Here is a 26,926-nt window from a genome sequence, read left to right as displayed (position 1 = left end):
GACCAGGAGTCGATGACCCGCGCCCAGAAAGCCATGCTGGCGCTGTCCAACGAGGTCGCTACCCAGCTCGCCGAGGACCACGGCGTCTGTGTCCGCCCGCTGGCCATGCGCCGGATCGACCAGAGCAGCGGCCGGGTCGACGTCGTGCCCGTGCCGTGCGGGTCGACGCGGGAGGACCAGTGCCGCCCGTGTGCGGAGAAGGCCCGACGCCTGCGCATGGTGCAGTGCCGGGAGGGCTGGCACCTCGAGGACGAACCGATCGCCAAGCCTGCTGACCCGTCCGCCGCGCAGAAGGAGCTGATGACGGTGCGGGCGGACCTGCACGCCGCCTACACCGACGCCCGCGCCAAGGGCGATGAGGAGGAGTGCGAGGAGATCCGCGAGACCGTCACCGAGGTCGACGCCGAGCTACGCGCCCTCGGGGTCCGCGGTCGGTTGGCGCCGCTCGACCCGACACCGCAGACCGTGCGGCGCTCCACCCGGCGCCGGCAGGACGCACCGAACCTTCCGCGTCGTCCGGTGGAGGACCGCACCGTGGGCCGGGTGTTCGGCGGGAAGTACCGGCCCTCGACGTTCCTCACGCTCACACTGGACACGTACGGGCGGGTGGACAAGCACGGCGCCGCGCTCGACCCCGACTCCTACGACTACCGCCGGGCCGCCCGCGACGCGATCCACTTCCCGAAGCTGCTCGATCGGTTCTGGCAGAACACCCGCCGGTGTGTGGGCTGGGACGTGCAGTACTTCGGCACCGTCGAACCGCAGAAGCGCGGGACACCGCACTTCCACGCCGCCATCCGCGGCACCATCCCCCGCTCTGAACTCCGGGCCATCACCGCCGCCACCTACCACCAGGTGTGGTGGCCCGCCCACGACGAGATCATCTACAGCGGGGACCGGCTCCCGCGCTGGGCCAACCACCACAAAGCGTTCGTCGACCCCGACACCCGCGAGCCGCTACCGACCTGGGACGAGGCCACTGACCCGGACGCGCTGACCACCCCGGCGCACACGGTGGTGTTCGGGCCGCAGGTCCACGTGAAGGGCATCCTCGGCGGTTCGGAGGAGGCTGGCCGCCACATCGGCTACCTGACCAAGTACCTCACCAAGTCCGTCGGGCAGGCCGCCGGCCTCGACGAGTCCGCGACGTCTCGACAGCGGGAGCACGCACGCCGCCTGGCCGCCGAGCTGGCCGTCACGCCGTGCTCGCCGCGCTGCCCGATCTGGCTGCTCTACGGCATCGAACCCAAGGGCGCCCGGCCCGGGACGACGCCAGGGCATTGCAAGGGCAAAGCGCACAAGCCCGAACACCTCGGCATCGCCGGACGCCGGGTCCTCGTATCCCGCAAGTGGTCCAACAAGAGCCTGTCCGACCACCGCGCGGAGCGGACCGCGTTCGTTCGGCAACTCCTGGACCGCGCCGGGGTGAAGCCCGCCTACGCCGTCGACGACGGCCCGTTCACCTGGGAGACCACCAGACCCGGGGACTCGGACGTGCCTCCTCGCACGGTGCTGCTGCTCCATGCGATCAACCAACGCTCCCGATGGCGCGCGGACTACGACGCTGCCTTCCTGGCGACCACCGACGCACCATCCGACGACCGTTCGGCAACCGAGGGAGCAGCGGCATGACGAAGATCAGCGAGGCCCGGATCGTGCTGACAGTTGAGGAGGCCGCCGAGCTGCTGGGGATCGGCCGGACGCTCATGTACGCCCTGGTGGCCGCCGGGGAGGTCGAGTCGGTCCGGATCGGGCGGCTCCGGCGCATCCCGCGCGACGCCCTGGTCGTCTACGTCGAGGGACTGCGGGGGAGTGCGGCGTGACCGAGGAGAAGAAGCGCACCCGGCAGCCGAACGGCACGTCGAGCGTCTACGAGGGCAAGGACGGCTACTGGCACGGCCGGGTCACCGTCGGGGTTCGGGACGACGGCAAGCCCGACCGGCGACACGTGATGCGCAAGTCCAAGGCGGACGCCATCCGCGCGGTCCGGAAGCTGGAGCGCGACCGCGATTCGGCAACCGTGCAGGCGACCGGCCGGGTCGGCACCGTGGGCGAGTGGCTGGAGCACTGGGTGGAGAACATCGCCGCCGCGGTGGTCCGGGAGAACACGCTCGCCGGGTATCGCGTCGCGATCCGCACGCACCTGATCCCCGGGATCGGCGCCCACCGGCTCGACCGGCTGCAGCCCGAGCACCTGGAGAAGCTGTACGCGCGGATGATCCGCAACGGCAGCTCGCCGGGCACCGCTCACCAGGCGCACCGCACACTCCGGACCGCACTCGGTGAGGCCGAACGCCGCGGACGGATCACGAGGAACCCGGCCACGCTCGCCAAGGCGCCCCGGGTCAGCGAGACGGAGGTGGAGCCCTACTCCGTCGACGAGGTTCGACGGCTGCTCGTCACCGCCGCCGAGGGACGGAACCACGCCCGCTGGGCCATCGCCCTCGCGCTCGGTCTCCGACAGGGTGAGGTCCTCGGGCTGCGCTGGACGGACGTCGACCTCGACACCGGAACCTTGCTCGTCCGCCGGGGCCGGCTCCGTCCCCGCTACCGCCACGGCTGCGGCGGCTCGTGCGGCAAGAAGGCCGGCTACTGCCCGAAGCGACTGGCGGACCGGCCAGAGACCGACGACACGAAGTCGCGCGCCGGACGCCGCGCCATCGGCCTCCCGGACGAACTGGTCGCGCTCCTGAAGTCACACCGCGAGGAGCAGGGCCGCGAGCGGGACACGGCCGGACAGCTCTGGCGGGACTCCGGCTACGTCTTCACCGACGAGCGCGGCGAACCGCTGAACCCGAACACCGACTACCACCACTGGAAGAAGCTCCTGCGCGACGCCGGAGTCCGCGACGGTCGCCTGCACGACGCCCGGCACACGGCCGCGACGGTGCTGCTCATCCTCGGTGTCCCGGAGCGCGCCGTCATGGGCCTGATGGGCTGGTCGACCACCGCGATGGCGGCCCGCTACCAGCACATCACCGGGGTCGTGCGCAGCGACATAGCCCAGCGTGTGGGCGGTCTGATCTGGGGTCGGCCAGATGACAAGTGAGACTGGAAATGAGACTGAACGCCGAACGCCGGGGGCTCCGCGTGGGAGCCGCCCGGCGTTCTGCCTGTAGAGGCTGGCGGAGGATAGGGGATTTGAACCCCTGAGGGATTGCTCCCAACACGCTTTCCAAGCGTGCGCCCTAGGCCACTAGGCGAATCCTCCGCGAAAGAGGTTACGCGACGCCCTCGGTGATCCGACGCGGCCCCCTCGCCGCCCGACGGCGCCGTCCGTGGCACACTGTCCGTGGACCCCGTGCGGCGTCCATCCTGTGAACTCCCCCAGGGCCGGAAGGCAGCAAGGGTCAACAGGCTCTGGCGGGTGCGCGGGGTCCCCTTCTGTCTCCGAGCGGGTCCCCGGAGTGTCGGACCCCCTGGGTAGCCTTCCCCTCGTGGCTCTGGCTCTGTACCGCAAGTACCGCCCGGCCAAGCTGGCCGACGTCGTGGGGCAGGAGCACGTCACCGAGCCCCTGGCCACCGCCCTCACCGCGGGGCGGATCAACCACGCGTATCTGTTCTCGGGGCCGCGGGGCTGCGGCAAGACGTCCTCGGCCCGCATCCTGGCGCGTTCGCTGAACTGCGAGCAGGGGCCGACCCCGGACCCCTGCGGCGTCTGCAACTCGTGCATCGCGCTCGCCCCCGAGGGGTCGGGCAGCATCGACGTCGTCGAGCTCGACGCGGCGTCGCACGGTGGTGTCGAGGACGCGCGCGAGCTGCGTGACCGGGCGTTCTACGCGCCCGCCGAGTCGCGCTACCGCGTGTTCGTCGTCGACGAGGCGCACATGGTCACCACCCAGGGCTTCAACGCGCTGCTCAAGATCGTCGAGGAGCCCCCGGAGCACCTGGTCTTCGTGTTCGCGACGACGGAGCCGGAGAAGGTGCTCCCGACAATCCGGTCGCGGACCCACCACTACCCGTTCCGGCTGATCCCGCCCGGCACGATGCGCGCGCTGCTGGAGAAGATCTGCGGCGAGGAGCAGGTGACCGTCGCGCCGCCGGTGTTCCCGCTGGTCATCCGGGCCGGGGGCGGTTCGGCCCGAGACACGCTGTCGGTGCTGGACCAGCTGCTCGCCGGCGCCGGGCCGCAGGGTGTGACCTACGAGCGCGCGGTCGCGCTGCTCGGGGTGACCGACTCCGGCCTGATCGACGACACCGTGGACGCGCTCGCCGCGGCCGACGGCGCGGCCGTCTACGGCGCGGTGGACCGGCTCGTCGAGGCCGGGCACGACCCCCGTCGCTTCGCCTCGGACCTGCTGCAGCGCTTCCGCGACCTGATGCTCGTGCAGGCCGTGCCGGACGCCGCCGAGCAGGGACTGGTCGACGGCGCCGCGGACGAGCTGCCCCGGATGGCCGACCAGGCCGCCCGGCTCGGCCCGGCCACCCTCACCCGCTACGGCGAGATCCTGCACCAGGGTCTGATCGAGATGCGCGGGGCGACGGCCCCGCGGCTGCTGCTGGAGCTGCTGGTCTCGCGGATGCTGCTCCCGGCGGCCACGACCTCCGACGGCGGGCTGCTCGAACGTCTGGAGCGCATCGAGCGGCGCAACGCGATCGCGCCCGGCCCCGCCGGCCCGGCCGACGACGGCGGCGCCGCCAAGCGGTTCGTCCGGCCCAGTGAGCGCCCGGCCACCCCGGAGCCGACCGGCGGCGCACCGTCGCGTTCCGCGGAACGCGAGGCAGAGGCCCCGATGGCCGTGCCCGCCCCGGCGCCGCCGCGCCCCGCCGACCCCGCCCCGGACGCCGCCGCCCCGGCACCCACCGCCCCGGAGCCCGCGGGGACCGGTCCGGAGGCGGGCGCGGAGCGTTCCGCGGAACGCTCCGACGGCCGGACCACGGCCACCACTGCCGCCCCGGCAACGGCCCCCGGTGCCCACCAGGGCGCCGGCCCCCAGGACCAGGGCGCCGGCCCCCAGGACCGGGGCGGCGACGTCCAGGACCGGGGCGGTGAGGGCTCCGGTCGTGGCCCCGCGGCCGCGGATGCCGGGACCCGGCCGGCGGGCGCCACGGCACCCCACGCCGAGGAGGCGACCGGGCCACGCGGACCGGGCGGCGCCGCGACGGAGGCGGCGTCCTCGGGCAGGCCCGCTGCTCCCTCCGCCGGTGCGGAGTCCGGTGCGGAGCGTTCCGGGGAACGCGCTCCGGCGACCGCCGGCCCGGCCCCGGTGGACGGCCCGGCTGCCGACGGACCTGCTGCCGAGGGCCCGGGTACGGACGGCCCGGCCGCAGAGGGGCGGCAGGCGGACGGTCGCCGGGCGGACGGGCCGGGAGCGGGCGGGACCGAGGAGCCCACCGCGCAGGAGGCCCCGGCCCGTCGTCCCGCCCCGCCCCGCGACGGCGCCCCCGCCGACGCCGTACCGCCGGAGTCGGCACAGCCGGTGTCGTCGGCGTCGTCGCTGGACGCGACGGCGGTCCGCCGGGTCTGGCCGGAGATCCTCGCCGCTGTCCGTCAGCGCAGCCGCAGCACCGAGGCGCTGCTGGTCAACGCCACCGTCCGGGCGGTCGACGGCGACACCCTGGTCCTCGCGATCGGCGCCCCGCCGCTGGCCCGGCGGCTGTCCGAGGCGCGCAACACCGATGTGATCGCCGATGCGCTGCGCGCCGTCCTCGGGGTCCAGTGGCGGGTCCACTGCGACACCGGGGAGGCCGCGACCGCGCGTCGCGCCGCCACACCGGAACGCGCGCAGCGGGCGGTGCCGCAGCGCCCCTCCCAGCGCGACGCCCCGCAGCGCGAGCAGGGCGGGCGGCCCACCCGCCGTCCCGCGGGGGACCCCGACGTCCCGCTGCCGCCGGAGCCGCCGCCGGAGGACGCACCGCCGGACCCTCGTGATGCCGGACCGCAGGGGGCGACGGTCCGGGCGCACGACCCGCCCCGGTACGGAACCAGGCCGCCGAGGAGGAGGACATGCTCGCCGAGGCCGCGGCCGAGGCGGCGTCGCCGGGCGCCCGTCGGGACCCCGAGGCCGCCGCGCTGGAGATCCTCACCTCGCACCTGGGGGCCCGCGCGATCGACCCGCGCTGACCCCCGGCCCGGACGGGTGGTGGCCGGGGCGCAGGTGGTCAGCGGCGCAGCTGTGCCAGCACCGCAGCGGCCACCGCCGCCGCGATCCGGTCCCGCCCGGCGGGGTCGGTGAGCACGGCGGCGTCGCCGGCGTTGCGCATGTTGCCCGCCTCCACCAGCGCGGTCGGCACGGTCGAGATGTTCAGGCCGGCCAGGTCCTCGCGGCCGTCGAGCCCGTCGCGGCCGATGTAACCGGCCGGGGCGAACCCGGCCGAGCGGAGCGCGTCCCGCAGCCCGGTGGCCAGGCGCAGCGACGCCGGTCCGGTCCCGTGCACCGCGGGCTCCGCGTACGCGACGTGGAACCCGCGGGCCGAGGCCGCCGCGCCGTCCGCGTGCAGCGACACGGCCAGCGCCGCACCGGCCCGGCCGCCCGCCGCACCGCGGGCGTCGACGCAGGGGCCGACGCCGTCGTCGTCGGAGCGGGTGAGCACCACCCGCACACCGGCGGCCTCCAGCCGGGACCGCACCCGCCCGGCCAGGTCCCAGGTGAAGGTGTGCTCGGCGTAGCCGGCGTTCGTGGAGGTGCCGGTCGTGTTGCACGGTTTGGTCCCGCCGCGCCCGTCGGGGACCGGCCGGTTCACCGCGGCAGGGTCCGCGGCGTTGCCGCCGTTGTGCCCGGGGTCGAGCAGCACGACGGGGGCGGGGACCGGCGCCGGGGTGGTGGGCAGCGAACGGGTCGTCGCGGCCGGTACCGGGGTCGCGTCGACCGAGGGCGGAGCCGGTGCCGCTGCGCCGCAGCCGGCGCACAGCAGCGCGACGACGGCCGGGAGGACGGCTGTGGCGGAACGGATCAGGGCGCGCACGGTCGGTCAGCCTGACACGTCTACCCTGGGAGAAGGACACGTCCGCGCCGGTCGCGCCGGGGAAGCCCCCGATCGCGCGAGCCGGACCCGACAGCGAGGGGTACGCGTGCAACCCGGTCAGCCCGACATGCAGATGATCCTGCAGCAGGCCCAGAAGATGCAGCAGCAGCTCCAGCAGGCCCAGGCCGAGCTCGCGACCGCCGAGGTCACCGGCCAGGCCGGGAACGGGCTGGTCGAGGTCACCGTCACCGCGGGCCTGGAGCCGCGCTCGGTGCGGATCGACCCGAAGGTCGTGGACCCCGAGGACGTCGAGACCCTGCAGGACCTCGTCGCCGGCGCGCTCGCCGACGCGGTCCGCCGTGCGCAGGAGCTGCAGCAGGAGAAGATGGGTCCGCTCGCCGGCGGTCTCGACATGGGCGGCCTGGGCCTCCCGGGCGCCTGAGGTGTTCGAAGGACCGGTCCAGGACCTGATCGACGAGCTGGGGCGCCTGCCCGGGGTCGGTCCGAAGAGCGCCCAGCGCATCGCGTTCCACCTGCTCGCCGCGGACCCGGCCGACATCAACCGGCTCCAGGAGGTCCTGCAGACGGTCAAGCAGGGCGTCGCGTTCTGCGACGTGTGCGGCAACGTCGCGTCGGACACCCGCTGCCGCTACTGCTCCGACGCGCGACGCGACCCGACGCTGGTGTGCGTGGTCGAGGAGCCCAAGGACGTCCTGGCCGTCGAGCGGACCCGGGAGTTCAAGGGGCGCTACCACGTGCTCGGCGGTGCGCTCGACCCGCTGGCCGGGATCGGCCCGGACACGCTGCGGATCCGCGAGCTGCTCGCCCGCCTCGGTGGCACCGGTCCGGCGACCGACGAGACCGAGATCTCCGAGGTCATCATCGCGACCGACCCCAATACCGAGGGCGAGGCGACCGCGACCTACCTGGTCCGGCTGCTGCGCGACTTCCCGGGCCTGAGCGTCACGCGGCTCGCGTCCGGCCTGCCGATGGGCGGCGACCTGGAGTTCGCCGACGAGATGACGCTCGGCCGCGCGCTCGCCGGCCGGCGGGCCCTCTAGCCCCCGGACACAGGACGGGCCGGTCCGTCCAGGGCGCGTTGCCCCGGCCGTGACCGGCCACCCGGCGCAGCAACCCCCCGCCGCTGCGCCGTCCTTCCTTCCCGGTGGGTCTCGAGAGCGGTGTCAGTCGGAATCCTCGTCGCCCCACGCGTCCACGTGGTGCGGCCGGCCGTGGAGCTGGCGCTGCCTGCGCTCCCACTCCCGGCGTCGCTGCTCGGCGATCCGGCGCCACGCCTCGCTCCGGCGCCGCTCGGTCACCCCGATCACGATCGCCGAGACGACCAGCGTGGCCAGCCCGGCCATGGCCACCGCCACCAGCGCGATCACGGCGACCACCGCCCGGTACGGGCGCTGTGGTGCGTGCCTGTGTGCGGCACCTGCGTCCTGCGGATCATGTCAATCTCCCTTCGTGTGTCGCGGTCGGTCCGTGGTCCCCGGTCGCCACGGTTGGTGTGTCCGCCGTCACGTCCGGGTGAGTCCAGGATGCACGACGACACGCGTCCGTGCAATTGCAGGCACAGGGAATTGCACAGAACTGTAGATTGCACGGCGGGGCCACGGAGGGAGCGCGAGGTGGAGCAGGAGCCGACCGGCGCGCGACGACGGCTGGGCGCCGAACTGCGCAGGCTGCGCGTCAACGCCGGTCTGAAGCTGGAGGACGCCGCGGGTGGCGTGGGCTGCTCGACGTCGAAGATCAGCAGGCTGGAGAACGGCAAGGGGGTGCCGCGCCCGGCCGACGTCGCCGCGCTGGTCGAGGTCTACGGCGGAGTCGCCGGGGTCGAGGCGGAGATGCTCGAGCGGCTCGTCACCGAGAGCCGCACCCGCGGCTGGTGGGAGCCGTTCACCGAGGGCCTGCGCAGTGACCCGCACTTCCTGCCGCCGCCGGGGCGCTACGCCGCCGCCGAGTCCGACGCGACCGCCGTCGCCGCGTTCGACCTGACCGTGCTGCACGGGCTGCTCCAGACGCCCGCCTACGCACACGCCGCGCTGCGTGCCCGGCTCCCGGGGCGCCCGGACTGGGAGATCGACCAGCTCGTGCGGCTGCGCGGACGTCGCCACGAGGCGCTCACCGCGACGCCGCCACTGGTGCTCGACGCCGTCGTCGACGAGGCCGTGCTCGCCCGCGCGACCGGCGGCCCCGCGGTGATGGCCGAGCAGCTCGACCGGCTGCTCACGCTGTCGGGCCTGCCCGACGTGACGCTGCGCGTGCTCCCGTTCGGCGCCGGGCCGCAGCGGGCGCACGCCGGCCGCTTCGCGATCCTGACCGTCCCCGACGAGCTCGGCCCCGACGTCGTCCACACCGAGGGGCACGCGGGGGAGTCGTTCCTGGAGTCGCCCGCCGACCTGCGCACCTACCGCGAGGTCTTCGACGAGGTCCGGGCCGCCGCGCTCGGCGAGGACGCCTCGCGGGCCGCGGTGTCGGCCCACCGGGACGCGCACCGGTCGGCCGTCGACGACGGCCCGGACGAACGGGACGTGCGTACCAGTTCGTAGCACTATCGTGACGCAAGGGTCTACCGGTTGGTAACGGACCGCTATAGGTTTCCCCGTCATCAGGTGTCCGCACGCACACATCGGGTGGACGCCTCTGCCGACGAGGGGACCGGAATGCGCAGACGGTGGATGACGGCGGTCATGGCGGGCGTGCTCGCAGTGGGCATGACCGCCTGCGCGAGCTCGGAGCGCGGAGCGGGTGGCGACGCCGCCGGGGGGACGTTCGTGTTCGGCGCCGCGGGTGCGCCGAAGAACTTCGACCCGATCTTCAACGACGACGGCGAGAGCTTCCGCCCGGCCCGGCAGATGTTCGACACGCTGATCACCTACAAGCCCGGGACCACCGAGCTCGAGCCCGGCCTGGCCACCGAGTGGAAGTCCACGCCGGACGGCAAGACCTGGACGTTCACCCTCCGCGAGGGCGTCACGTTCCACGACGGCACGCCGCTCGACGCGACCGCGGTCTGTGCGAACTTCGACCGCTGGTTCACCATGAAGGGCGCCGCGGCGCAGAGCCAGATGATCTACTACGGCGACGTCTTCGAGGGCTTCGCCAAGAACGAGGGCGACGCCTCGGGCGCCCCGCTGTACAAGTCCTGCACGGCGCAGAGCCCGAACACCGCCGTCCTGGCGCTGAACAAGTTCAAGGGCGCGTTCCCGGCCGCCTTCGGCCTCACGTCGTTCTCGATCTCCAGCCCGGCGGCGCTCAAGCAGTACGACGCCGACGCCGTCACCCAGAGTGGTGACTCCTTCACCTACCCCGCCTATGCGAACGAGCACCCGACGGGCACCGGGCCGTTCAAGTTCGAGAGCTTCGACAAGGCGAACAACACGATCACCCTGGTCCGCAACGACCAGTACTGGGGCGAGAAGGCGAAGCTCGACCGGCTCATCTTCAAGATCATCCCCGACGAGAACGCCCGCAAGCAGGAGCTGGCCGCCGGCACCATCGACGGCTACGACTACCCGTCCCCGGCGGACTACCAGACCCTGAAGGACCAGGGTGACCAGGTGCTGATCCGCCAGCCGTTCTCGCTGCTCTACATGGGCATCAACACCAAGAACAACCCGAAGCTCAAGGACCTGCGGGTCCGCCAGGCGCTCGCGTACGCCATCGACCGCGAGTCGCTGGTCCGCACCAAGATGCCCGAGGGCTCCGCGGTCGCGAAGGAGTTCGTGCCGCCGACCGTCGCGGGCTACGCCGACGACGTCACCCAGTACCCGTACGACCCGGAGAAGGCCAAGCAGCTGCTCGCCGAGGCCGGCGCGCAGAACCTGACGCTGAACTTCTACTACCCGACCGAGATCACCCGGCCCTACATGCCGAACCCGGCGGACCTGTTCTCGGCGATGTCGGCGAACCTGAAGGCCGTCGGCATCACGGTCAACCCGGTCGCGCGGCCGTGGAACGGCGGCTACAAGGACGACGTCCAGAAGGCGGGCAAGCACGACCTGCACATGCTCGGCTGGACCGGCGACTACAACGACGCCGGCAACTTCGTGGGCACGTTCTTCGGCCGGGAGAAGGCCGAGTTCGGGCCGCAGGACCCGGCGATGTTCGCCGAGCTGGCCAAGGCCGACTCCATCCCGGACCCGGCCGGTCACGCCGCCGCGTACCAGCAGGCGAACAAGGACATCATGGCCAAGTACCTGCCGGCCGTGCCGATCCTGACCACCGGCCCGGCGATCGTCGTCGGACCGGACGTGCAGGGCGTGATCCCGTCGCCGCTGACCGACGAGCGCTTCGTCTCCGTCAGCAAGAACTGACCGTGCCCCGGGCGCCGCGGAGACCCCGCGGCGCCCGGTCGCGTGTCCCGCCTCCCACCACTGAGGACATCCACGCATGCTGCGCTTCGTCGCGCGCCGCCTGCTCCAGGTCGTCCCGACGCTGCTCATCCTGTCCGTGCTGTTGTTCGCCTGGCTGCGCTCGCTGCCCGGCGGACCGGCCGGTGCGCTGCTCGGAGACAAGGCGACCCCGGAGTCGATCGCGGCACTGAACAAGACGCTGGGCCTGGACCAGCCCATCCCGATCCAGTACCTGCACTACCTCGGCCGGGCGCTGACCGGCGACTTCGGCGCCTCGCTGGTCACCGGTGACCCGGTGATCACCGAGCTCGGCCGCGCGCTGCCGGGGACGATCGAGCTGTCCCTGTCGGCCCTGCTGCTCGCCGTCGCCCTCGGGATCCCGCTGGGCTACCTCGCGGCCCGCCACCGCGGCGGGATCTGGGACAACCTGACCATCGTCGGGACCCTGGTCGGCGTCGCCGTGCCGGTGTTCTTCCTCGGTTACGTGCTCAAGCAGTTCCTGGCCGTCGACCTCGGCCTGTTCCCGCCGTCCGGACTGCAGTCGACCGGCATCGACGCCACCTCGGTCACCGGCTTCCCCACCCTCGACGGCCTGCTGACCCGCGAGTTCGACGCCAGCTGGGACTCGCTGCTCCACCTCGTGCTGCCCGCCGTCACCCTCGCCACGATCCCGCTCGCCGTCATCGTGCGGATCACCCGGGCCTCGGTGCTCGACGTGCTGGAGTCCGACTTCGTCCGCACCGCCAACGCCAAGGGGCTCGCGCCGGGCACCGTCCGCGGCCGGCACGTGCTGCGCAACGCGCTGCTGCCGGTCTCGACGACGATCGGGCTGCAGACCGGTCTGCTCCTCGCCGGTGCGGTGCTGACGGAGAAGGTGTTCAACCGGCCCGGCATCGGCACCCTGATCGCCGAGGGCATCGAGCGCCGCGACTACCCGCGGCTGCAGGCCGTGGTGCTGCTCGGCGCGCTCATCTACGTGCTGGTCAACCTGCTCGTCGACCTGTCCTACGCCGTGATCGACCCGAGGGTGAGGCTGCGATGAGCGCACCGACCACCTGGGCGCAGCGGCGGAAGGACCGGATCGACGACACCGCCGGCCGCAGTCTGTCCGCGGACGCACTGCGCCGGCTGCGCCGCAGCCCCACCGCGATCGTCGGGGCGGTGATCATCGGGGTGTTCGTGCTGGTCTCGGTGTTCGCGCCGTTGCTGGCCCCGCACGACCCGGCCCAGGCGTTCCCGCAGCTGCTCGACCAGCTGCGCCCCGGCTCGATCCCCGGACCGCAGCCCGGCTTCCTGCTCGGCAGCGACCAGAACGGCCGCGACGAGTTCTCCCGGATGATCCTGGCGTCGCGTCAGACCCTGCTCGTCGGCGTGCTCGCGACCGTGTTCGGGCTCGCGGCGGGCCTGGTCATCGGTGTGCTCGCCGGCGCGTTCGGCGGCTGGATCGACACCGTCCTCATGCGCGTCACCGACGTGCTGCTGTCGATCCCGTCGCTGCTGCTCGCGATCTCGGTCGCGGCGCTGGCCGCCCGGCCCAGCCAGACCACGGTCATCATCGCCGTCGCGCTGGTGAACGTGCCGATCTTCGCGCGGCTGCTGCGCGGGTCGATGCTCGCCCAGCGCGACTCCGACCACGTCCTCGCGGCCACCGCGCTCGGCGTGAAGCGACGGGCGGTCGTGCTGCGGCACATGCTGCCCAACGCGATCGGCCCGGTGATCGTGCAGGCCACGCTGACCCTGGCGACGGCGATCCTCGACGCGGCCGCGCTGTCCTTCCTCGGCCTCGGCGACGCCGACCCGGCCCGCGCCGAGTGGGGCCTGATGCTCGCCTCCGCGCAGCCCTACCTCGACGTCCGGCCCGGGCTGGCGGTCTACCCGGCGATCGCGATCATCGTCGTCGCGCTCGGGTTCACGCTGCTCGGCGAGTCGCTGCGCGAGGCCATCGACCCGAAAGGCCGGAGATGACCACACCTCCGATGAACCCGTTGTTGCAGGTCCAGGACCTGTCCGTGCGCTTCGTCCGCAAAGGCGAGGCCGACGTCGTCGCCGTCGACGGTGTGTCGTTCGACGTCCGCCCCGGCGAGGTCGTCGGCCTGGTCGGCGAGTCCGGCTGCGGCAAGTCCGTGACCTCTCTGGCGATCATGGGACTGCTGCCGGGCCGTACCCCCCGGGTGGGCGGCTCGGTGCTGTTCTCCTCCGGGGACGAGTCCGTCGACCTGCTCACCCTGTCCGACGCCGAGCTGCGCGAGCGGCGCGGCCGCGACATCGGGATGGTCTTCCAGGACCCGCTGTCGTCGCTGAACCCGGTCGTCCCGGTGGGTGTCCAGATCACCGAGGCGCTCACCCGGCACCGCGGGATGAGCAAGGACGAGGCGCGTACGGAGGCCGTCGCCCTGCTGGAGCGGGTCGGCATCCCCGACCCGGCACGACGCGTGTCGGCCTACCCGCACCAGATGTCGGGCGGGATGCGCCAGCGCGCGCTGATCGCGATCGCGCTCGCCTGCCGGCCGAAGCTGCTCATCGCCGACGAGCCGACCACCGCCCTCGACGTCACCATCCAGGCCCAGATCCTGGAGCTGCTGCGCGAACTCGTCGCCGAGACGGGAACGGCACTGATCATGATCACGCACGACCTGGGCGTCGTCGCGGGGCTCTGCGACCGGGTCAACGTCCTCTACGGCGGCCGGGTCGTGGAACGCGCGGAGCGGCACGCCCTGTTCGGGGGCCCGCGCCACCCGTACACCTCGGGGCTCATCCGGTCGATCCCGCGGCTGGACTCCGACCCCGCCGCGGAGCTGCCCGCGATCACCGGGTCGGTGTCGGACAACCTGCCCTGGGACCACGCCTGCGCGTTCGCGCCGCGCTGCCCGCGGGCGCTGGAGACCTGCACCTCGGTCACCCCGGTGGCCGACGACGAGGCGGGCCGGCTGCTGCGCTGCCACAATCCCGAGCCGATCGGAGCGACGGCATGAGCCCCCTGCTGGAGGTCGAGGACCTGCAGGTCCACTTCCCGATCACCCGGGGTGTGCTGGTGCAGCGCACCGTCGGTCACGTCCGGGCCGTCGACGGCGTCTCGCTGCGGATTGAGCGCGGCGAGACCTACGGCCTGGTCGGCGAGTCCGGCTGCGGCAAGTCGACCCTCGGGCGGGCGATCCTCAAGCTCACCGAGCCGACCGCGGGCACGGTGTCCTTCGACGGCACCGACGTCGCCGCACTGAAGGGGGAGCCGCTGCGCCGGATGCGCCGCCGGTTCCAGATGGTGTTCCAGGACCCGATGTCCAGCCTGGACCCGCGCCAGTCGGTCGGGTCGCTGCTGCGCGAGGGCCTGGCCGCGCACGGGATCGAGGCCGGTCCGGACCGGCTCGCCGAGCTCATGCGCGCGGTGGGGCTGCCGGAGTCCGCGCTGCGCCGCTACCCGCACGAGTTCTCCGGCGGGCAGCGTCAGCGCATCGGGATCGCCCGGGCCCTGTGCGTGGAGCCCGACCTCGTCGTCGCCGACGAGCCGGTCTCGGCGCTGGACGTGTCGGTGCAGGCCCAGGTGCTCAACCTGCTGCGCTCGCTGCAACGCGAGCTCGGCCTGACCTACCTGGTGATCGCGCACGACCTGGCCGTCGTGCGGCACGTGTCGGACCGGGTCGGGGTGATGTACCTCGGGTCGATCGTGGAGGAGGCGCCCGCCCGCGCGCTCTACGACGGCCCGCTGCACCCCTACACCCGGGCGCTGCTCTCGGCCGTGCCCCAGCCGGACCCGACCGTGGAGGACACCCGCGAGCGGATCCTCCTGTCCGGGGACCTGCCCTCGCCCGCCGCGCCGCCGTCCGGGTGCCGGTTCCACACCCGCTGCCCGTGGCGCCAGGACGACCGGTGCTCCACCGAGCGCCCGCAGCTGCGCGTGCTCGACGGCGACACCTCGGGGCACCGGGTCGCCTGCCACCACGCCGAGGCGATCCGCGACGGGCGCATCACCCCGCACGAGGTGACCGCGGAGGAGGCCGACGCCGCCGTCGGTCCGGGCGGCGGCCCGGAGGTCCCCGACCAGCAGATCACCGTCGGCGACGCGATCGGCCGCTGAGCCCCGGGCCCGCGGTGCCCCCAGGGGAACTCTCGTGGCTTAGAGCGCTACGAGGGTGACCCTGGGGGCAGGCGGGGAGGGGTCCGCGGACTCAGCGCAGGGCGCGGTTGATCGCGCTCACGACGCCCTTGAGGCTGGCGCTGGTGATCGAGCTGTCGATCCCGACGCCCCAGAACACCTTCTCCTCGACGGCGCACTCGACGTAGGCCGCGGCGCGGGCGTCGTCACCACCGCCCATCGCGTGCTCGTGGTAGTCGAGCACCCGCACGTCGAAACCGATCCCGGCCAGCGCGTCGACGAACGCCGCGATCGGCCCGTTGCCCGACCCGGCGATCTCGTGCAGGTCGGACTCGACGCGCACGGTCGCGACGATCTCGTCGCGGCCCTCGCCGTCGCTGTGGACGCGGTGGCGCACCAGCTTGAGCGGGGTCTCGCGGCCCAGGTACTCGACGTCGAACGCGTCGCGCATGGCCTTGGGCTCGACCTCGCCGCCCTCGGTGTCGGTGAAGGCCTGGATGACGTGGCTGAACTCGATCTGCAGCCGGCGCGGCAGGTCGAGCTGGTGCTCGGTCTTCATGATGTAGGCGATGCCGCCCTTGCCGGACTGGCTGTTGACCCGGATGACGGCCTCGTAGGTGCGGCCGATGTCCTTCGGGTCCACCGGCAGGTACGGGACCTCCCAGGTGTGGTCGGCGACCGGGTGACCGGCCTCCGCGGCGTCGGCCTCCATCGCGGCGAAGCCCTTGTTGATCGCGTCCTGGTGGGAGCCGGAGAACGCGGTGTAGACCAGGTCGCCGCCCCACGGGTGGCGCTCGTGCACCGGCAGCTGGTTGCAGTACTCGACGGTGCGGCGGATCTCGTCGATGTCGGAGAAGTCGATCTGCGGGTCGACGCCCTGGGTGAACATGTTCATGCCCAGCGCGACCAGGTCGACGTTGCCGGTGCGCTCGCCGTTGCCGAACAGGCAGCCCTCGATCCGGTCGGCGCCGGCCTGGTAGCCCAGCTCGGCGGCGGCGATGCCGGTGCCGCGGTCGTTGTGCGGGTGCAGCGACAGGACCAGCGCGTCGCGGCGGGCCAGGTTGCGGTGCATCCACTCGATGGAGTCCGCGTAGACGTTCGGCGTCGCCATCTCGACCGTCGCCGGCAGGTTGACGATCATCGGGTGCTCGGGCGTCGGCTGCCAGATCGCGCTCACCGCGTTGGTGATCTCGACGGCGTACTCCAGCTCGGTGCCGGTGTAGGACTCCGGCGAGTACTGGAAGGTCCAGTCGGTCGCCGGGTACTTCTCGGCGAACTTGCTGACCTCCTCCGCACCGTCGGTGGCGATCTTGGTGATGCCCGCGCGGTCGGAGCGGAAGACGACCCGGCGCTGCAGGATCGACGTCGAGTTGTAGAGGTGGACGATCGCCGAGTGCGCGCCCTCGCAGGCCTCGAAGGTCCGCTGGATCAGCTCCGGGCGGGCCTGGGTCAGGACCTGGATCTGCACGTCCTCCGGGATCGCGCCCTGCTCGATGATCTCGCGGACGAAGTCGAAGTCGGTCTGGCTCGCCGCCGGGAAGCCGACCTCGATCTGCTTGTAGCCCATGCGTACCAGCAGGTCGAACATGCGCCGCTTCCGCAGCGGGCTCATCGGGTCGATCAGTGCCTGGTTGCCGTCACGCAGGTCGACCGCGCACCACAGCGGCGCGGTGTCGATGACCTTGTCCGGCCAGGTGCGGTCGGGCAGCGAGACCGGCTCGACCAGCTGATGGAAGGGCTTGTACCGGTGGACCGGCATCTGCGAGCCGCGCTGCCGGTTCCAGGCGGGCTGGGTCGCGTGCGGCGCGCCCTCGGGGGTGCGGACGTTGCTGCGGGCGCGGGCTTCGTAGGCGTCGGGAGAGGTGGTCACGGGAATGCTCCGTCGTCGTGCCGTCGTGGCGACCGGCGGACACGCGAAACCCCGCGACGAGGGGCCGGTCGGTTCAGACCCCGCCGCGGCGGCGAAGGAGCAGGCGCGCCATGCCTCCTACCGTAGACCCGAACCCCCGTTGCGCGGCAAGTCACCACCCGCACGGTCGAACCCGGCCCCGAGTCCCGGCTCGCAACGAAGTGATCACAACCAGCGGCGTTTCCCCTCGTTGGAAGGGCAGTGAGGGTGCGGCGGTGCAACCATGACGCCGTCCGTGACGAAGGGGTTTGTGATGGCGGCAACCGTGGGTACGACCGTGCGGCAGGGCATGGGCATCATCGCGACGATCGTGCGGATCGTGGGCCTGGTGATCGTGGCCATCCTGGTCGCGCACATCGTGCTGACCCTGCTCGACGCCAACCCGGCGAACTTCCTCACCGAGTTCGTGTCCTCCTGGGCGGCCCAGCTGAACCTCGGTCTCGGTGACCTGTTCACCCCGTCCCAGCCGAAGATGGCCGTCACGCTGAACTACGGGGTCGCCGCGATCCTGTGGCTGATCATCACCACGGTGGTCGTGCGGCTGCTGCGCCGGGTCTGACACGTCCCCCCGCCGGGCGCGGGTGCGGTGGCAGGATGCCGGGACGTACCGGCGCCGCGACGCCGGACCCGTCCGGCCCGGAGGAGCACCACCCATGAGCACTACCCGACCCACCGGCGTCGGAGCCGTCCGGGTGCGGTCGCGGTGACCGTCACGGTCGCCTCGACCGCCCGCGAGCAGGTCGCGGCGCTGCGCGCCCGGGAGATCTCGGCCCGCGAGCTGATGGACCTGCACCTGGCCCGGATCGAGGCCCGCAACCCCGAGCTCAACGCGGTCGTCTCCCTCGACGTGGAGCGCGCGCGGGCGGGTGCCGCCGCCGCCGACGAGCGGCTGGCCTCCGGTGCGCCCGTCGGGCCGCTGCACGGGCTGCCGTTCGCGTTCAAGGACACCCATGCCGTCGCGGGGTGGCGGACGACCTACGGCTCGCCGCTGTTCGCCGACCACGTCCCGGACACCGACGACCTGATCGTCGAGCGCATCCGGGCCGCCGGTGTGGTGCCGATCGGCAAGACCAACGTGCCGGAGTTCGCGGCCGGTTCGCACACGTTCAACCGCGTCTTCGGCACCACGGTCAACCCGCACGACCCGACGCGGTCCGCGGGTGGGTCGTCCGGCGGCGCGGCGTGCGCGCTGGCGGCCGGGATGGTCCCGCTGGCCGAGGGCTCGGACATGGGCGGTTCGCTGCGCAACCCGGCGTCGTTCTGCGGGGTCGTGGGGTTGCGCCCCTCGTGGGGACGGGTGCCGGAGTGGCCGTCGTCGAACATGTGGGAGACCACGTCGACCGGGGGTCCGATGGCCCGCACCACCGACGACGCCGCGCTGCTGCTGTCGGTGCTCGCCGGTCCGGACCCGCGCGCCCCGCACGCCCTGGGCGACCCGGGGGAGACCTTCGCCTCGCCGCTGCGCCCGGTCCCGCTCGCCGGGCTGCGCGTGGCGCTGTCGGCCGACCTCGGTGGCGCGTTCACCGTGGACCGCTCCGTCGCCGCGGTCGTCGAGGCGGCCGGTGACGCACTGGCCGGCGCCGGGGCGGCGGTCTCGGGCACCGCGCCCGACCTGACCGGCGCCGACGAGTGCTTCCGCACCCTCCGCGCCTGGCACTTCCAGGCCCGGTTCGGCATGCAGCTCGCCGTGCACCCGCAGGAGTTCAAGGCCTCGCTGGCCGCGAACATCAGGGCAGGCGAGGCGCTGACCGGCGCTGATGTCGCCGTCGCGTACCAGCGCCGCACGACGCTCGCCCAGCGGATGCGGGAGTTCTTCACCGAGCACGACGTGCTGGTGCTGCCGGTGTCGCAGGTGCCGCCGTTCCCGGCCGACCAGGAGTTCCCGGCCACCGTGGACGGCGTCCCGATGGCGTCCTACCTGGACTGGATGCGTTCGGCGTACCTGATCACCGTGACCGGCTGCCCTGCCGTCTCGGTGCCCTTCGGCCGGACCCCCGACGGGCTCCCGGTCGGGGTCCAGCTCGTCGCCCGCCACGGCGCCGACCGCGCCCTGCTGGAGATCGCCGCGGCCGTCGAGCGCCTGGCGCGTCCCGCGGCCTGAAGGGTCCTACCCGCGCTCGGCCGGGGCGAGGGTCCGCGGGCCGTCCACCCGGTCCGGGCGTAGCCGGATCCGCCACGCCCCGCACCGGCAGCGCTGGTAGCTCACGACGCCGTCGGAGGTGCGGTGCCGCGACGTCGTCTCCCACTCGTGGTCCAGGGGTGTACTCACGACGACGACGTTGCTGTAATGGGTCAGTGCACATCAACCCTTACGGACGGGATCCGGTGCTCCTCGCCGCCGACCTGGTGAACGCGCCGCCGTCGTCGACCGGGGAGCTCGTCGCGCGCTGTCTCGCCGCCGGGGTGACGCGCGACTGGGACCCGGTCGGCGCCGACCTGCCGACGGTGCTCGACTTCCTGCGCCGGTGGGAGGCGGTCGTCGACGCCGAGCCGGGCGCGGAGCGGGCACGGCTGCTCAACGCCCTGCTCGCCGAGTCGACCGGGCCGCCACGCCTCACCGACCACGACGGCCACTGGCACCTGCACCACCGCGACGACGGTCTGGGCCTGGCCGGTGTGCTGCGCGCCCTGCTCGCGACCGGCACCGCCACCCACCTGGCGACCCGGGGGATGGACCGGCTCGGCCGGTGCGCCGCCGAGGGCTGCACCCGCGTCTACGCCGACGTCTCCCGCAACGGCAGGCAGCGGTACTGCAGCGCACGCTGCGGCAACACCGACGCGGTCCGTCGGCACCGCGGCAGGCAGCAGCCCGTCCGGGCCTGAGCCCCCGGTCCGGGGCCGTACGGCCCGCGCACATACCCGAGCGGGGGGTCCGCGGGCGAGCCCGTGTGGTCTGGGTCATCGGTGACCGTCCAGATCCTGAAAACGGACGGCGCTCGCCGGTACTGTTCCGTTCCGACCAACGCCGCCGGTGCGTCACCTGCGCATTCCGGCGGTCGAAGAGAGAGCACCCGACGGCTCCCACCGCGGAGCCAGGATTGGAGGTCGGCGTGGCCCTCGTCGTGCAGAAGTACGGCGGTTCGTCGGTCGAGAACGCTGAGCGGATCAAGAAGGTCGCCGAGCGCATCGTCCGTACCCGCAAGGAGGGCCACGATGTCGTCGTCGTCGTGTCCGCCATGGGGGACACCACCGACGAGCTGACCGATCTCGCCGAGCAGATCTCCCCGAAGCCCCCGCTGCGGGAGATGGACATGCTGCTCACCTCCGGTGAGCGGATCTCGAACGCACTCGTCGCGATGGCGATCCACGCCCTCGGCGCGGAGGCCCGGTCGTTCACCGGCTCGCAGGCGGGCATGCTCACCACCTCGAAGCACGGTGACGCCCGCATCACCGAGGTGAACCCGTGGCGCCTGCGTGAGGCCCTCGACGAGGGGCACATCGTGCTCGTCGCCGGCTTCCAGGGCATGAGCGCGGACTCCCGCGACATCACCACGCTGGGCCGCGGCGGCTCGGACACCACCGCCGTCGCGCTCGCGGCCGCGCTGAACGCCGACGTCTGCGAGATCTACTCCGACGTCGACGGCGTCTACACCGCCGACCCGCGGATCGTCTCCAAGGCGAGCCTGCTCGAGACGGTGACCTACGAGGAGATGCTCGAGCTCGCCGCGTCCGGCGCCAAGGTGCTGCACCTGCGCGCCGTCGAGTACGCCCGCCGCTACGGCGTCCCGCTGCGGGTGCGCAGTTCCTACAACGACAAGCCGGGCACCCTGGTCTCCGGCTCGATCGAGGAGATCCCGTTGGAGAATCCGATCATCACCGGCGTCGCCCACGACCGGTCCGAGGGCAAGATCACCGTCACCGGGGTGCCGGACACCCCCGGCATGGCGGCGAAGATCTTCCGCACGGTCGCCGACGCGGAGATCAACATCGACATGGTGCTGCAGAACATCTCCAACGTGTCGGACAAGAAGACCGACATCACCTTCTCGCTGCCCCGCACCGACGGTGACACCGCCGTCGCGGCGCTGGAGCGCGCGAAGGGCGAGATCGGGTTCACCGAGCTGATCTACGACAACGACATCGGCAAGGTCTCGCTGGTCGGCGCCGGTATGCGCAACCACCCCGGCGTCACCGCGAAGTTCTGCGAGGCGCTCTCCGACGCCGGGATCAACATCGAGACCATGAACACCTCGGAGATCCGGATCTCGGTCATCTGCCGCTCCGACCAGCTCGACGACGCGGTGCAGGCGCTGCACGAGGCGTTCGAGCTCGGCGCCGAGGACGACGCGGTGGTCGCCGCCGGAACGGGCCGGTGAGCTGAGATGGCCATGGACTCACCCGTTCTCGCGCTGGTCGGCGCGACCGGTGCCGTCGGCACCACCATGATCGAGATCATCGACTCCCGCGAGTCGGTGCCGTGGGGCGAGATCCGCCTGATCGCCTCGGCCCGCAGCGCCGGCAAGGTGCTGACGGTCCGCGGCCAGGACATCACCGTCCTGGAGCTGAAGCCCGAGGTCTTCGACGGCGTCGACATCGCGATGTTCGACGTGCCCGACGAGGTCTCCGCCGAGTGGGCGCCGATCGCCGCCTCCCGCGGCGCGATCGCCGTCGACAACTCCGGCGCGTTCCGGATGGACCCCGAGGTCCCGCTCGTCGTGCCGGAGGTCAACCCGGAGAAGGTGACCGAGCGGCCCAAGGGGATCATCGCCAACCCGAACTGCACGACGCTGTCGATGATGGCGGCGATGGGTGCGCTGCACCGCGAGTTCGGGCTCGAGGCGCTGGTCGTGTCGTCGTACCAGGCCGCGTCGGGTGCCGGCCAGCCCGGCATCGACCAGCTGCAGGCCGAGCTGTCCGCGGTCGCCGGCAAGGACCTCGGCAAGGCCGCCGGCGACGTCGCGGCCGTCCTGACCGAGGCCGGCATCCCGGTCGGCGGCGACTCGCCGTTCCCGGCTCCGCTGGTGCTCAACGTCGTGCCGTGGGCCGGCTCCCTCAAGGACGACGGCTGGTCGTCGGAGGAGCTGAAGGTCCGCAACGAGTCCCGCAAGATCCTCGGGATCCCGGAGCTCAAGGTCTCCGCGACCTGCGTGCGCGTCCCGGTCGTCACCACGCACGCGCTGGCGATCCACGCGACCTTCTCCTCGGAGGTCTCGGTGGACGCCGCCCGCAAGGTTCTCGGCGCGCAGCCGACGATCGTCGTCAAGGACGACCCGGCCGCGGGCGAGTGGCCGACCCCGGCCGACGCCGTCGGCGGGGACCCGACCGTGGTGGGCCGGATCCGGCAGTCGCTGGACTTCCCGAACACCCTGGAGCTGTTCGTGTGCGGGGACAACCTGCGCAAGGGTGCCGCCCTGAACACCTACGAGGTGGCGGAGACGGTCGCCGCGGCCGGCTGACCGCTCCACACGCCACGACGGCCGCCGTCCCGGAGCCCGGGGCGGCGGCCGTCGTGCGTCCGAGGGCTACGGCAGGCGCAGCGTCGAGACGATGGCGCGGTGGTCGGTGCCCGGCACCTCGTGCGTCGCGAAGGACTCGGCGCTGATCCCGCCGTTGTAGACGATGTGGTCGATCTGCGGCCCCAGCCACGACGGCGCCCAGGTCGGCCAGGTCCCGGCCAGCCCGTTGCCGGTCTGCGAGCCCGCGTCGCCGCAGCCCTGGATCGCGTCCCGGAACACCGAGTGGTCGAGCGAGGCGTTGAAATCGCCGGCGACGATCGCCGGGCTCGCCCCGGAGCACCACTTCGCGACGGTCTCCAGGTCCGAGCGCCACTGTCCGACCGAGCGCGGGACCGGGGCGACGGAGTGGAACGCGACGAAGCGCAGGTTCCCCAGGCCGCCGCCGGTGATCTCGATGTAGTCGAAGCGGACGTCCTTGCCGATCCGGGTGCGGACGTCGCCGAGCCGGTCCGACCAGGCCACGGTGTTGCCGGTGACGTCGCGGTCCCAGCGGTCGACGCTGGACGCCGTCCGGTAGCCCAGCGGCTCCAGCAGCGGCGCGATCTCGCTCTCGTAGCGGCCGCCCGCCTCCGGGATCGAGACGACGTCGGGGTTCTCCGCGGCGACGAGCGCGGCGAGCGACTGCGTGTCGGCGTTGCCCTCGTAGACGTTGAGCGCCAGCACCTTCAGCGGGGTCCCGCCGGTGGGCGCGGGGTCGGCCACGGTGCGGGGGAGCACCATCGCGGCGCCGACCAGCGCGACCAGCGCGAGGACGACCGGCACCGGCCAGAACCGGCGGGCGGCCAGGGTGATCAGCAGGCCGACCACCACCAGCACGCCGAGCGCAGCGACCATCAACGGCCGGAAGGCGATGACCTGCGCGAACGGGGAGTGGGCGTCGAGACCGACGAGGTCGGGCAGCGTCGCGAGCGCGGCGGCGGCACCGAGGAACAGCGCGAACCCCCAGCGCACCCGACCTCCCCGACGACGGGGCCGCCCACTCGGGATGGGCTGGGTCTCGGAGTCGGGGTGGGGCGGTGCGCTCACTCGATCCAGTCTGCCCGAGGGGCACACCTGCCCGCCGCATCCGGACGGTGCCCTGCGCCGATCGTCTGTGGGCGCTCTCAGTGTCCGACTTGCGCGACCGCTCGTCGACCGCTCGCACGTCGAGATGCAGCTCAGGGCTCCGGCGGAGCGATTCGGACGACCCCGAGGTGCATCTCGGCGGCAGCGGGATCGCCGAGATGCAGCCCAGCGGGCCTGGAAGATCCACGAATCCCGCTGAGGTGCATCTCGGTGACACCGACGGCCGTGCCGCCCCGGCCGGTCAGGCCCGGACGCGCAGCAGCGGCGCCGCCACCCCGGCGGCGACGACCGCGACCGACCCACAGGCCAGCATCGCCACGCCGGGTGAGGCGGTGTCGACCAGCACCCCCGCCAGCGGGGTCGCGATGGCGATGCCGAGCGTCGTCGCGGAGCCCTGCAGGCCGGTGACCAGGCCGCGCACCCGGTCCGGGGCGAGGTCGCCGATCGCGGCACTGCCCGCCGCGAGCGTCGACGCGGTCGCCAGACCCGCGGGGAGCAGCAGGAACAGCAGGCTCCACCACGACCAGGCCAGCGCCGCCGGGAGCGTCGCCAGCCCGAGCGCGGCGAGCAGCAGCGGCAGCGGCAGGCTGCGGCGGGCGCTGCCGTAGAGGAACCCGCCGACCAGCGACGCCAGGCACCACACGGCGTTGACCAGCGCGATCGCCCACGCCTGCCCGGAGGAGGTGAGGGCGGCGATGAACGCGAACTCGGTGCCCATGATCGCGATCACCGCGGCGGTCACCGCCAGCAGCGCGCCGACCAGCGGTCGGGTCAGCCAGCTGCGCAGCGGGGGGCGGGGGCCGGTGCGGGCGGCCCCGTTGCCGTCGGCACGGACCGGTGGGTCGAGCCGCCACAGCGCGATCCCGGCCAGGACGAACCCGGCGCCGATCACGCGCATCGTCGTCGCCGAGCCCAGCCACACCGTCAGCAGCGACCCGACGGCGGGCCCGGTCATGTAGGAGATCTCGACGGTCATCGAGTCCAGCGCGAAGGCGGGGCGGCGTCGTCCGGCCGGGACGGCGGCCGCGATGACCTGCCGGACCAGCGAGAACACCGGGAGGGTCAGGATGCCGGCGACGAAGGCGGCGCCGAGCAGACCGGCGTAACCCAGCAGCGGCGCCACCGACCAGAACAGCAGGCCCGCGGTCATCGTCAGCGCCAGGACCGGCCGCAGCCCGTGCCGGTCGACCATCGTGCCGAGCAGCGGGGCGCCGATCGCCATCCCGGTCGGGACCGCGGCGGCGACCAGCCCGGCGGCGCCGAAGCCGTGGCCGAGCGTGGTGACGGTGTGCAGGGTCAGGGTGACGCCGACGGCCGTCGCGGGGATGCGGGCGGCCATGCCGATCGCGGTGATCGCACCGACCCCGGGCAGGCGCAGCACGTCGGCGAACGCACCCGGGCCGGCGCGGGGTGCGGTGGCGGCGGTGTCGGGCACGACCCCATCCTGACCCGCGCCCGTCGTCGTCGCGCACCGGTTTCGGGTTTCGGCCGGGACCCCACGGGAAGTCCTTGGGGACCGAACACCGCCGACCGCGACGCGGCCGCGCAGCCGCGGGAGCGTCCCGGTCGACCCGGCGGGGCGCCGCCCGCCCCACCCATGACGCGTACGAGGAGGCTCGGCCGTGACCACGTCGCACCAGCCCAAGCCCACCACCACGGACTCCGGCAGCCCGGTCGCCAGCGACGAGCACTCGCTGACGATCGGCCCCGACGGCCCGCTCCTGCTCAACGACCACTACCTCATCGAGCAGATGGCGAACTTCAATCGGGAGCGCATCCCGGAGCGTCAGCCGCACGCGAAGGGCGGTGGGGCGTTCGCGCGGTTCGAGACCACCGAGGACGTCTCGCAGTACACCAAGGCCGCGTTCCTCCAGCCGGGCGTCGAGTCCCGTGGCGTGATCCGGTTCTCGACCGTCGCCGGTGAGCGCGGCAGCCCCGACACCTGGCGCGACCCGCGCGGCTTCTCGCTGAAGCTGTGGACGACCGAGGGCAACTGGGACATGGTCGGCAACAACACGCCGGTCTTCTTCGTCCGCGACCCCATGAAGTTCCAGCACTTCATCCGCAGCCAGAAGCGGCGCGTCGCGAACAACCTGCGCGACCACGACATGCAGTGGGACTTCTGGACGCTGTCGCCGGAGTCGGCGCACCAGGTCACCTGGCTCATGGGCGACCGGGGCATCCCGAAGACCTGGCGGCAGATGAACGGCTACTCCAGCCACACCTACAGCTGGATCAACGAGGCCGGCGAGATGGTCTGGGTGAAGTACCACTTCAAGTCCGACCAGGGCGTGGAGTGCCTGACCCAGGACGAGGCCGACACCCTCGCAGGCTCGGACCCCGACTACCACCAGGCCGACCTCTACAACGAGATCGAGGCGGGCAACCACCCGTCCTGGACGCTGTACGTGCAGGTCATGCCGTTCGCCGACGCCAAGACCTACCGGTACAACCCGTTCGACCTGACCAAGGTGTGGCCGCACAGCGACTACCCGCTGATCAAGGTCGGGAAGCTGACGCTGGACCGGAACGTCGAGGACTACCACGCCGAGATGGAGCAGGCCGCGTTCGAGCCGAACAACCTGGTGCCCGGCACCGGGCTGTCGCCGGACAAGATGCTGCTCGCCCGCGGGTTCTCCTACGCCGACGCCCACCGCGCCCGGCTCGGGGTCAACTACAAGCAGATCCCGGTCAACGCGCCCCGCAGCGAGGTGAACAACTACCAGAAGGACGGCGCCATGCGGATCACGAACACCCGTGACCCGATCTACGCGCCCAACTCCTACGGCGGCCCGGCGGCCGACCCGAAGCGCGTCTCCGAGGCCCTCTGGTACGCCGACGGTGAGATGGTCCGCAGCGCGTACTCCCTGCGCGAGTCCGACGACGACTGGGGCCAGGCCGGGATCATGGTCCGCGAGGTCTTCGACGACGCCGCCCGCGAGCGCTTCGTCGGCAACGTCGCCGGGCACCTGCTCGACGGCGTGACCGAGCCCGTGCTGCAGCGCGCCTTCGAGTACTGGCGCAACGTCGACAAGAACATCGGCGACCGGATCGAGCAGGCCGTCCGCAACGGCGGCTGACCGCTCCGCGCACCGACCGACGGCCCCGGGGACACCCCCGGGGCCGTCGTGCGTCCTAG

24 protein-coding genes, 1 tRNA gene, 1 other RNA gene and 1 pseudogene are annotated in these 26,926 nt (G+C 72.9%); 20 read left to right on the top strand and 7 right to left on the bottom strand.

Translation table 11 applies throughout. From position 1 onward, the window contains the following. The first annotated feature begins 12 nt into the window (after positions 1-12). The 3 genes from AC0GKK_RS13940 to AC0GKK_RS13930 are packed head-to-tail and all read left to right on the top strand — an operon-like array spanning position 13 to position 3,049. Entirely contained in the window at positions 13-1,632 is a 1,620-nt protein-coding gene (locus tag AC0GKK_RS13940; RefSeq protein WP_489884025.1) for a replication initiator, read from the top strand. Further along, entirely contained in the window at positions 1,629-1,823 is a 195-nt protein-coding gene (locus AC0GKK_RS13935) for an excisionase family DNA-binding protein (RefSeq protein WP_489881791.1), read from the top strand. Before AC0GKK_RS13940 ends, AC0GKK_RS13935 begins: the two co-directional genes overlap by 4 nt. Beyond that, positions 1,820-3,049 carry a tyrosine-type recombinase/integrase gene (locus AC0GKK_RS13930; protein ID WP_489881790.1) on the top strand — a complete coding sequence of 410 codons (1,230 nt, stop codon included), beginning with the start codon at positions 1,820-1,822 and terminating at the stop codon, positions 3,047-3,049. The genes AC0GKK_RS13935 and AC0GKK_RS13930 overlap by 4 nt, the downstream gene beginning before the upstream one ends. Positions 3,050-3,123: 74 nt before the next feature. Here the strand turns inward: AC0GKK_RS13930 and AC0GKK_RS13925 are convergent. Further along, positions 3,124-3,211, bottom strand: a tRNA-Ser gene (locus AC0GKK_RS13925). 80 nt (positions 3,212-3,291) lie between these two features. Here AC0GKK_RS13925 and ffs point away from each other — a divergent pair. The 3 genes and pseudogenes from ffs (at position 3,292) to AC0GKK_RS13910 (ending at position 6,176) form a co-directional block, all read left to right on the top strand. Then, positions 3,292-3,386: signal recognition particle sRNA small type (gene ffs / locus AC0GKK_RS13920), an RNA gene on the top strand. 51 nt (positions 3,387-3,437) lie between these two features. Further along, positions 3,438-5,036: pseudogene (locus tag AC0GKK_RS13915) on the top strand (DNA polymerase III subunit gamma and tau); the annotation flags it as partial. Between the two features lie 171 nt (positions 5,037-5,207). Continuing rightward, positions 5,208-6,176, top strand: coding sequence for a hypothetical protein (locus AC0GKK_RS13910; protein WP_489884024.1), 969 nt, complete (start codon positions 5,208-5,210; stop codon positions 6,174-6,176). On the opposite strand, the gene AC0GKK_RS13905 is transcribed toward AC0GKK_RS13910, so the two are convergent. Then, positions 6,103-6,906, bottom strand: coding sequence for an N-acetylmuramoyl-L-alanine amidase (locus tag AC0GKK_RS13905; RefSeq protein WP_253067153.1), 804 nt, complete (start codon positions 6,904-6,906; stop codon positions 6,103-6,105). The two genes, AC0GKK_RS13910 and AC0GKK_RS13905, sit on opposite strands and share 74 nt — an antisense overlap. A gap of 127 nt (positions 6,907-7,033) precedes the next feature. Here AC0GKK_RS13905 and AC0GKK_RS13900 point away from each other — a divergent pair, with 127 nt between their 5' ends. Together AC0GKK_RS13900 and recR are read left to right on the top strand one after the other, a co-directional pair. Then, positions 7,034-7,348, top strand: coding sequence for a YbaB/EbfC family nucleoid-associated protein (locus AC0GKK_RS13900; RefSeq protein ID WP_060713646.1), 315 nt, complete (start codon positions 7,034-7,036; stop codon positions 7,346-7,348). A 1-nt stretch (position 7,349) separates the two neighbouring features. Beyond that, the gene (gene recR, locus AC0GKK_RS13895; protein ID WP_062399547.1) at positions 7,350-7,967 is read left to right on the top strand and encodes a recombination mediator RecR; all 618 of its coding nucleotides are present in this window, start codon (positions 7,350-7,352) and stop codon (positions 7,965-7,967) included. Positions 7,968-8,090: 123 nt separating this feature from the next. Here recR and AC0GKK_RS13890 read toward each other — a convergent pair whose 3' ends face one another. Beyond that, complete coding sequence (locus AC0GKK_RS13890) at positions 8,091-8,294, bottom strand: hypothetical protein (RefSeq protein ID WP_253067154.1); 204 nt, start codon at positions 8,292-8,294, stop codon at positions 8,091-8,093. A 246-nt stretch (positions 8,295-8,540) separates the two neighbouring features. Here AC0GKK_RS13890 and AC0GKK_RS13885 point away from each other — a divergent pair, with 246 nt between their 5' ends. The 6 genes from AC0GKK_RS13885 (at position 8,541) to AC0GKK_RS13860 (ending at position 15,339) form a co-directional block, all read left to right on the top strand. Then, a complete protein-coding gene (locus AC0GKK_RS13885) occupies positions 8,541-9,461 on the top strand; it encodes a helix-turn-helix domain-containing protein (RefSeq protein ID WP_253067155.1) in 921 nt (306 codons plus the stop codon). A 114-nt stretch (positions 9,462-9,575) separates the two neighbouring features. Continuing rightward, a complete protein-coding gene (locus AC0GKK_RS13880) occupies positions 9,576-11,228 on the top strand; it encodes an ABC transporter substrate-binding protein (protein WP_489881789.1) in 1,653 nt (550 codons plus the stop codon). 76 nt (positions 11,229-11,304) lie between these two features. Next, complete coding sequence (locus tag AC0GKK_RS13875) at positions 11,305-12,309, top strand: ABC transporter permease (protein ID WP_062399555.1); 1,005 nt, start codon at positions 11,305-11,307, stop codon at positions 12,307-12,309. Then, complete coding sequence (locus tag AC0GKK_RS13870) at positions 12,306-13,232, top strand: ABC transporter permease (protein ID WP_062399557.1); 927 nt, start codon at positions 12,306-12,308, stop codon at positions 13,230-13,232. Before AC0GKK_RS13875 ends, AC0GKK_RS13870 begins: the two co-directional genes overlap by 4 nt. Beyond that, positions 13,229-14,239, top strand: coding sequence for an ABC transporter ATP-binding protein (locus AC0GKK_RS13865; RefSeq protein WP_280118322.1), 1,011 nt, complete (start codon positions 13,229-13,231; stop codon positions 14,237-14,239). Before AC0GKK_RS13870 ends, AC0GKK_RS13865 begins: the two co-directional genes overlap by 4 nt. Next, complete coding sequence (locus AC0GKK_RS13860; RefSeq protein ID WP_489881788.1) at positions 14,236-15,339, top strand: ABC transporter ATP-binding protein; 1,104 nt, start codon at positions 14,236-14,238, stop codon at positions 15,337-15,339. Before AC0GKK_RS13865 ends, AC0GKK_RS13860 begins: the two co-directional genes overlap by 4 nt. Positions 15,340-15,430: 91 nt before the next feature. On the opposite strand, the gene leuA is transcribed toward AC0GKK_RS13860, so the two are convergent. Further along, positions 15,431-17,227, bottom strand: coding sequence for a 2-isopropylmalate synthase (gene leuA / locus AC0GKK_RS13855; protein WP_482636341.1), 1,797 nt, complete (start codon positions 17,225-17,227; stop codon positions 15,431-15,433). A gap of 292 nt (positions 17,228-17,519) precedes the next feature. Here leuA and AC0GKK_RS13850 point away from each other — a divergent pair, with 292 nt between their 5' ends. Next, positions 17,520-17,825, top strand: a complete 306-nt coding sequence (locus tag AC0GKK_RS13850; protein ID WP_073575761.1) for a hypothetical protein — start codon at positions 17,520-17,522, stop codon at positions 17,823-17,825. A gap of 144 nt (positions 17,826-17,969) precedes the next feature. Further along, positions 17,970-19,367: an amidase gene (locus AC0GKK_RS13845; protein WP_405420203.1), complete on the top strand. Its 1,398-nt coding sequence runs from the start codon at positions 17,970-17,972 to the stop codon at positions 19,365-19,367. Positions 19,368-19,373: 6 nt separating this feature from the next. Here AC0GKK_RS13845 and AC0GKK_RS13840 read toward each other — a convergent pair whose 3' ends face one another. After that, positions 19,374-19,535 (bottom strand): hypothetical protein, encoded by a 162-nt coding sequence (locus tag AC0GKK_RS13840; RefSeq protein ID WP_167379067.1) that lies wholly within the window; start codon positions 19,533-19,535, stop codon positions 19,374-19,376. Positions 19,536-19,591: 56 nt separating this feature from the next. Between AC0GKK_RS13840 and AC0GKK_RS13835 the strand changes: the two genes are divergently transcribed. The 3 genes from AC0GKK_RS13835 (at position 19,592) to AC0GKK_RS13825 (ending at position 22,662) form a co-directional block, all read left to right on the top strand. After that, complete coding sequence (locus AC0GKK_RS13835) at positions 19,592-20,089, top strand: CGNR zinc finger domain-containing protein (RefSeq protein WP_253067159.1); 498 nt, start codon at positions 19,592-19,594, stop codon at positions 20,087-20,089. 227 nt (positions 20,090-20,316) lie between these two features. Beyond that, a complete protein-coding gene (locus AC0GKK_RS13830; protein ID WP_073575765.1) occupies positions 20,317-21,582 on the top strand; it encodes an aspartate kinase in 1,266 nt (421 codons plus the stop codon). A gap of 6 nt (positions 21,583-21,588) precedes the next feature. After that, positions 21,589-22,662: an aspartate-semialdehyde dehydrogenase gene (locus AC0GKK_RS13825; protein WP_251783105.1), complete on the top strand. Its 1,074-nt coding sequence runs from the start codon at positions 21,589-21,591 to the stop codon at positions 22,660-22,662. 66 nt (positions 22,663-22,728) lie between these two features. On the opposite strand, the gene AC0GKK_RS13820 is transcribed toward AC0GKK_RS13825, so the two are convergent. Beyond that, the gene (locus tag AC0GKK_RS13820) at positions 22,729-23,673 is read right to left on the bottom strand and encodes an endonuclease/exonuclease/phosphatase family protein (protein ID WP_489881787.1); all 945 of its coding nucleotides are present in this window, start codon (positions 23,671-23,673) and stop codon (positions 22,729-22,731) included. A gap of 355 nt (positions 23,674-24,028) precedes the next feature. Further along, positions 24,029-25,222: an MFS transporter gene (locus AC0GKK_RS13815; protein ID WP_489881786.1), complete on the bottom strand. Its 1,194-nt coding sequence runs from the start codon at positions 25,220-25,222 to the stop codon at positions 24,029-24,031. Between the two features lie 187 nt (positions 25,223-25,409). Between AC0GKK_RS13815 and AC0GKK_RS13810 the strand changes: the two genes are divergently transcribed. Beyond that, a complete protein-coding gene (locus AC0GKK_RS13810; RefSeq protein ID WP_073575767.1) occupies positions 25,410-26,867 on the top strand; it encodes a catalase in 1,458 nt (485 codons plus the stop codon). The last annotated feature ends 59 nt before the right edge of the window (positions 26,868-26,926 follow it).

Source organism: Pseudonocardia sp. P-1 (assembly GCF_058111925.1).
The sequence above is the reverse complement of the archived record's forward strand: the minus strand, read 5'-3'. Positions and strand labels throughout refer to the sequence as shown.

Bases quoted from the DNA above. Each gene is read 5' to 3' on its own strand.
- AC0GKK_RS13935 (WP_489881791.1), top strand. From the start codon at position 1,629: ATGACGAAGATCAGCGAGGCCCGGATCGTGCTGACAGTTGAGGAGGCC.
- AC0GKK_RS13825 (WP_251783105.1), top strand. From the start codon at position 21,589: ATGGCCATGGACTCACCCGTTCTCGCGCTGGTCGGCGCGACCGGTGCC.
- AC0GKK_RS13860 (WP_489881788.1), top strand. From the start codon at position 14,236: ATGAGCCCCCTGCTGGAGGTCGAGGACCTGCAGGTCCACTTCCCGATC.
- AC0GKK_RS13870 (WP_062399557.1), top strand. From the start codon at position 12,306: ATGAGCGCACCGACCACCTGGGCGCAGCGGCGGAAGGACCGGATCGAC.
- AC0GKK_RS13940 (WP_489884025.1), top strand. From the start codon at position 13: ATGACCCGCGCCCAGAAAGCCATGCTGGCGCTGTCCAACGAGGTCGCT.
- AC0GKK_RS13850 (WP_073575761.1), top strand. From the start codon at position 17,520: ATGGCGGCAACCGTGGGTACGACCGTGCGGCAGGGCATGGGCATCATC.
- AC0GKK_RS13880 (WP_489881789.1), top strand. From the start codon at position 9,576: ATGCGCAGACGGTGGATGACGGCGGTCATGGCGGGCGTGCTCGCAGTG.
- AC0GKK_RS13875 (WP_062399555.1), top strand. From the start codon at position 11,305: ATGCTGCGCTTCGTCGCGCGCCGCCTGCTCCAGGTCGTCCCGACGCTG.
- AC0GKK_RS13865 (WP_280118322.1), top strand. From the start codon at position 13,229: ATGACCACACCTCCGATGAACCCGTTGTTGCAGGTCCAGGACCTGTCC.
- AC0GKK_RS13900 (WP_060713646.1), top strand. From the start codon at position 7,034: ATGCAGATGATCCTGCAGCAGGCCCAGAAGATGCAGCAGCAGCTCCAG.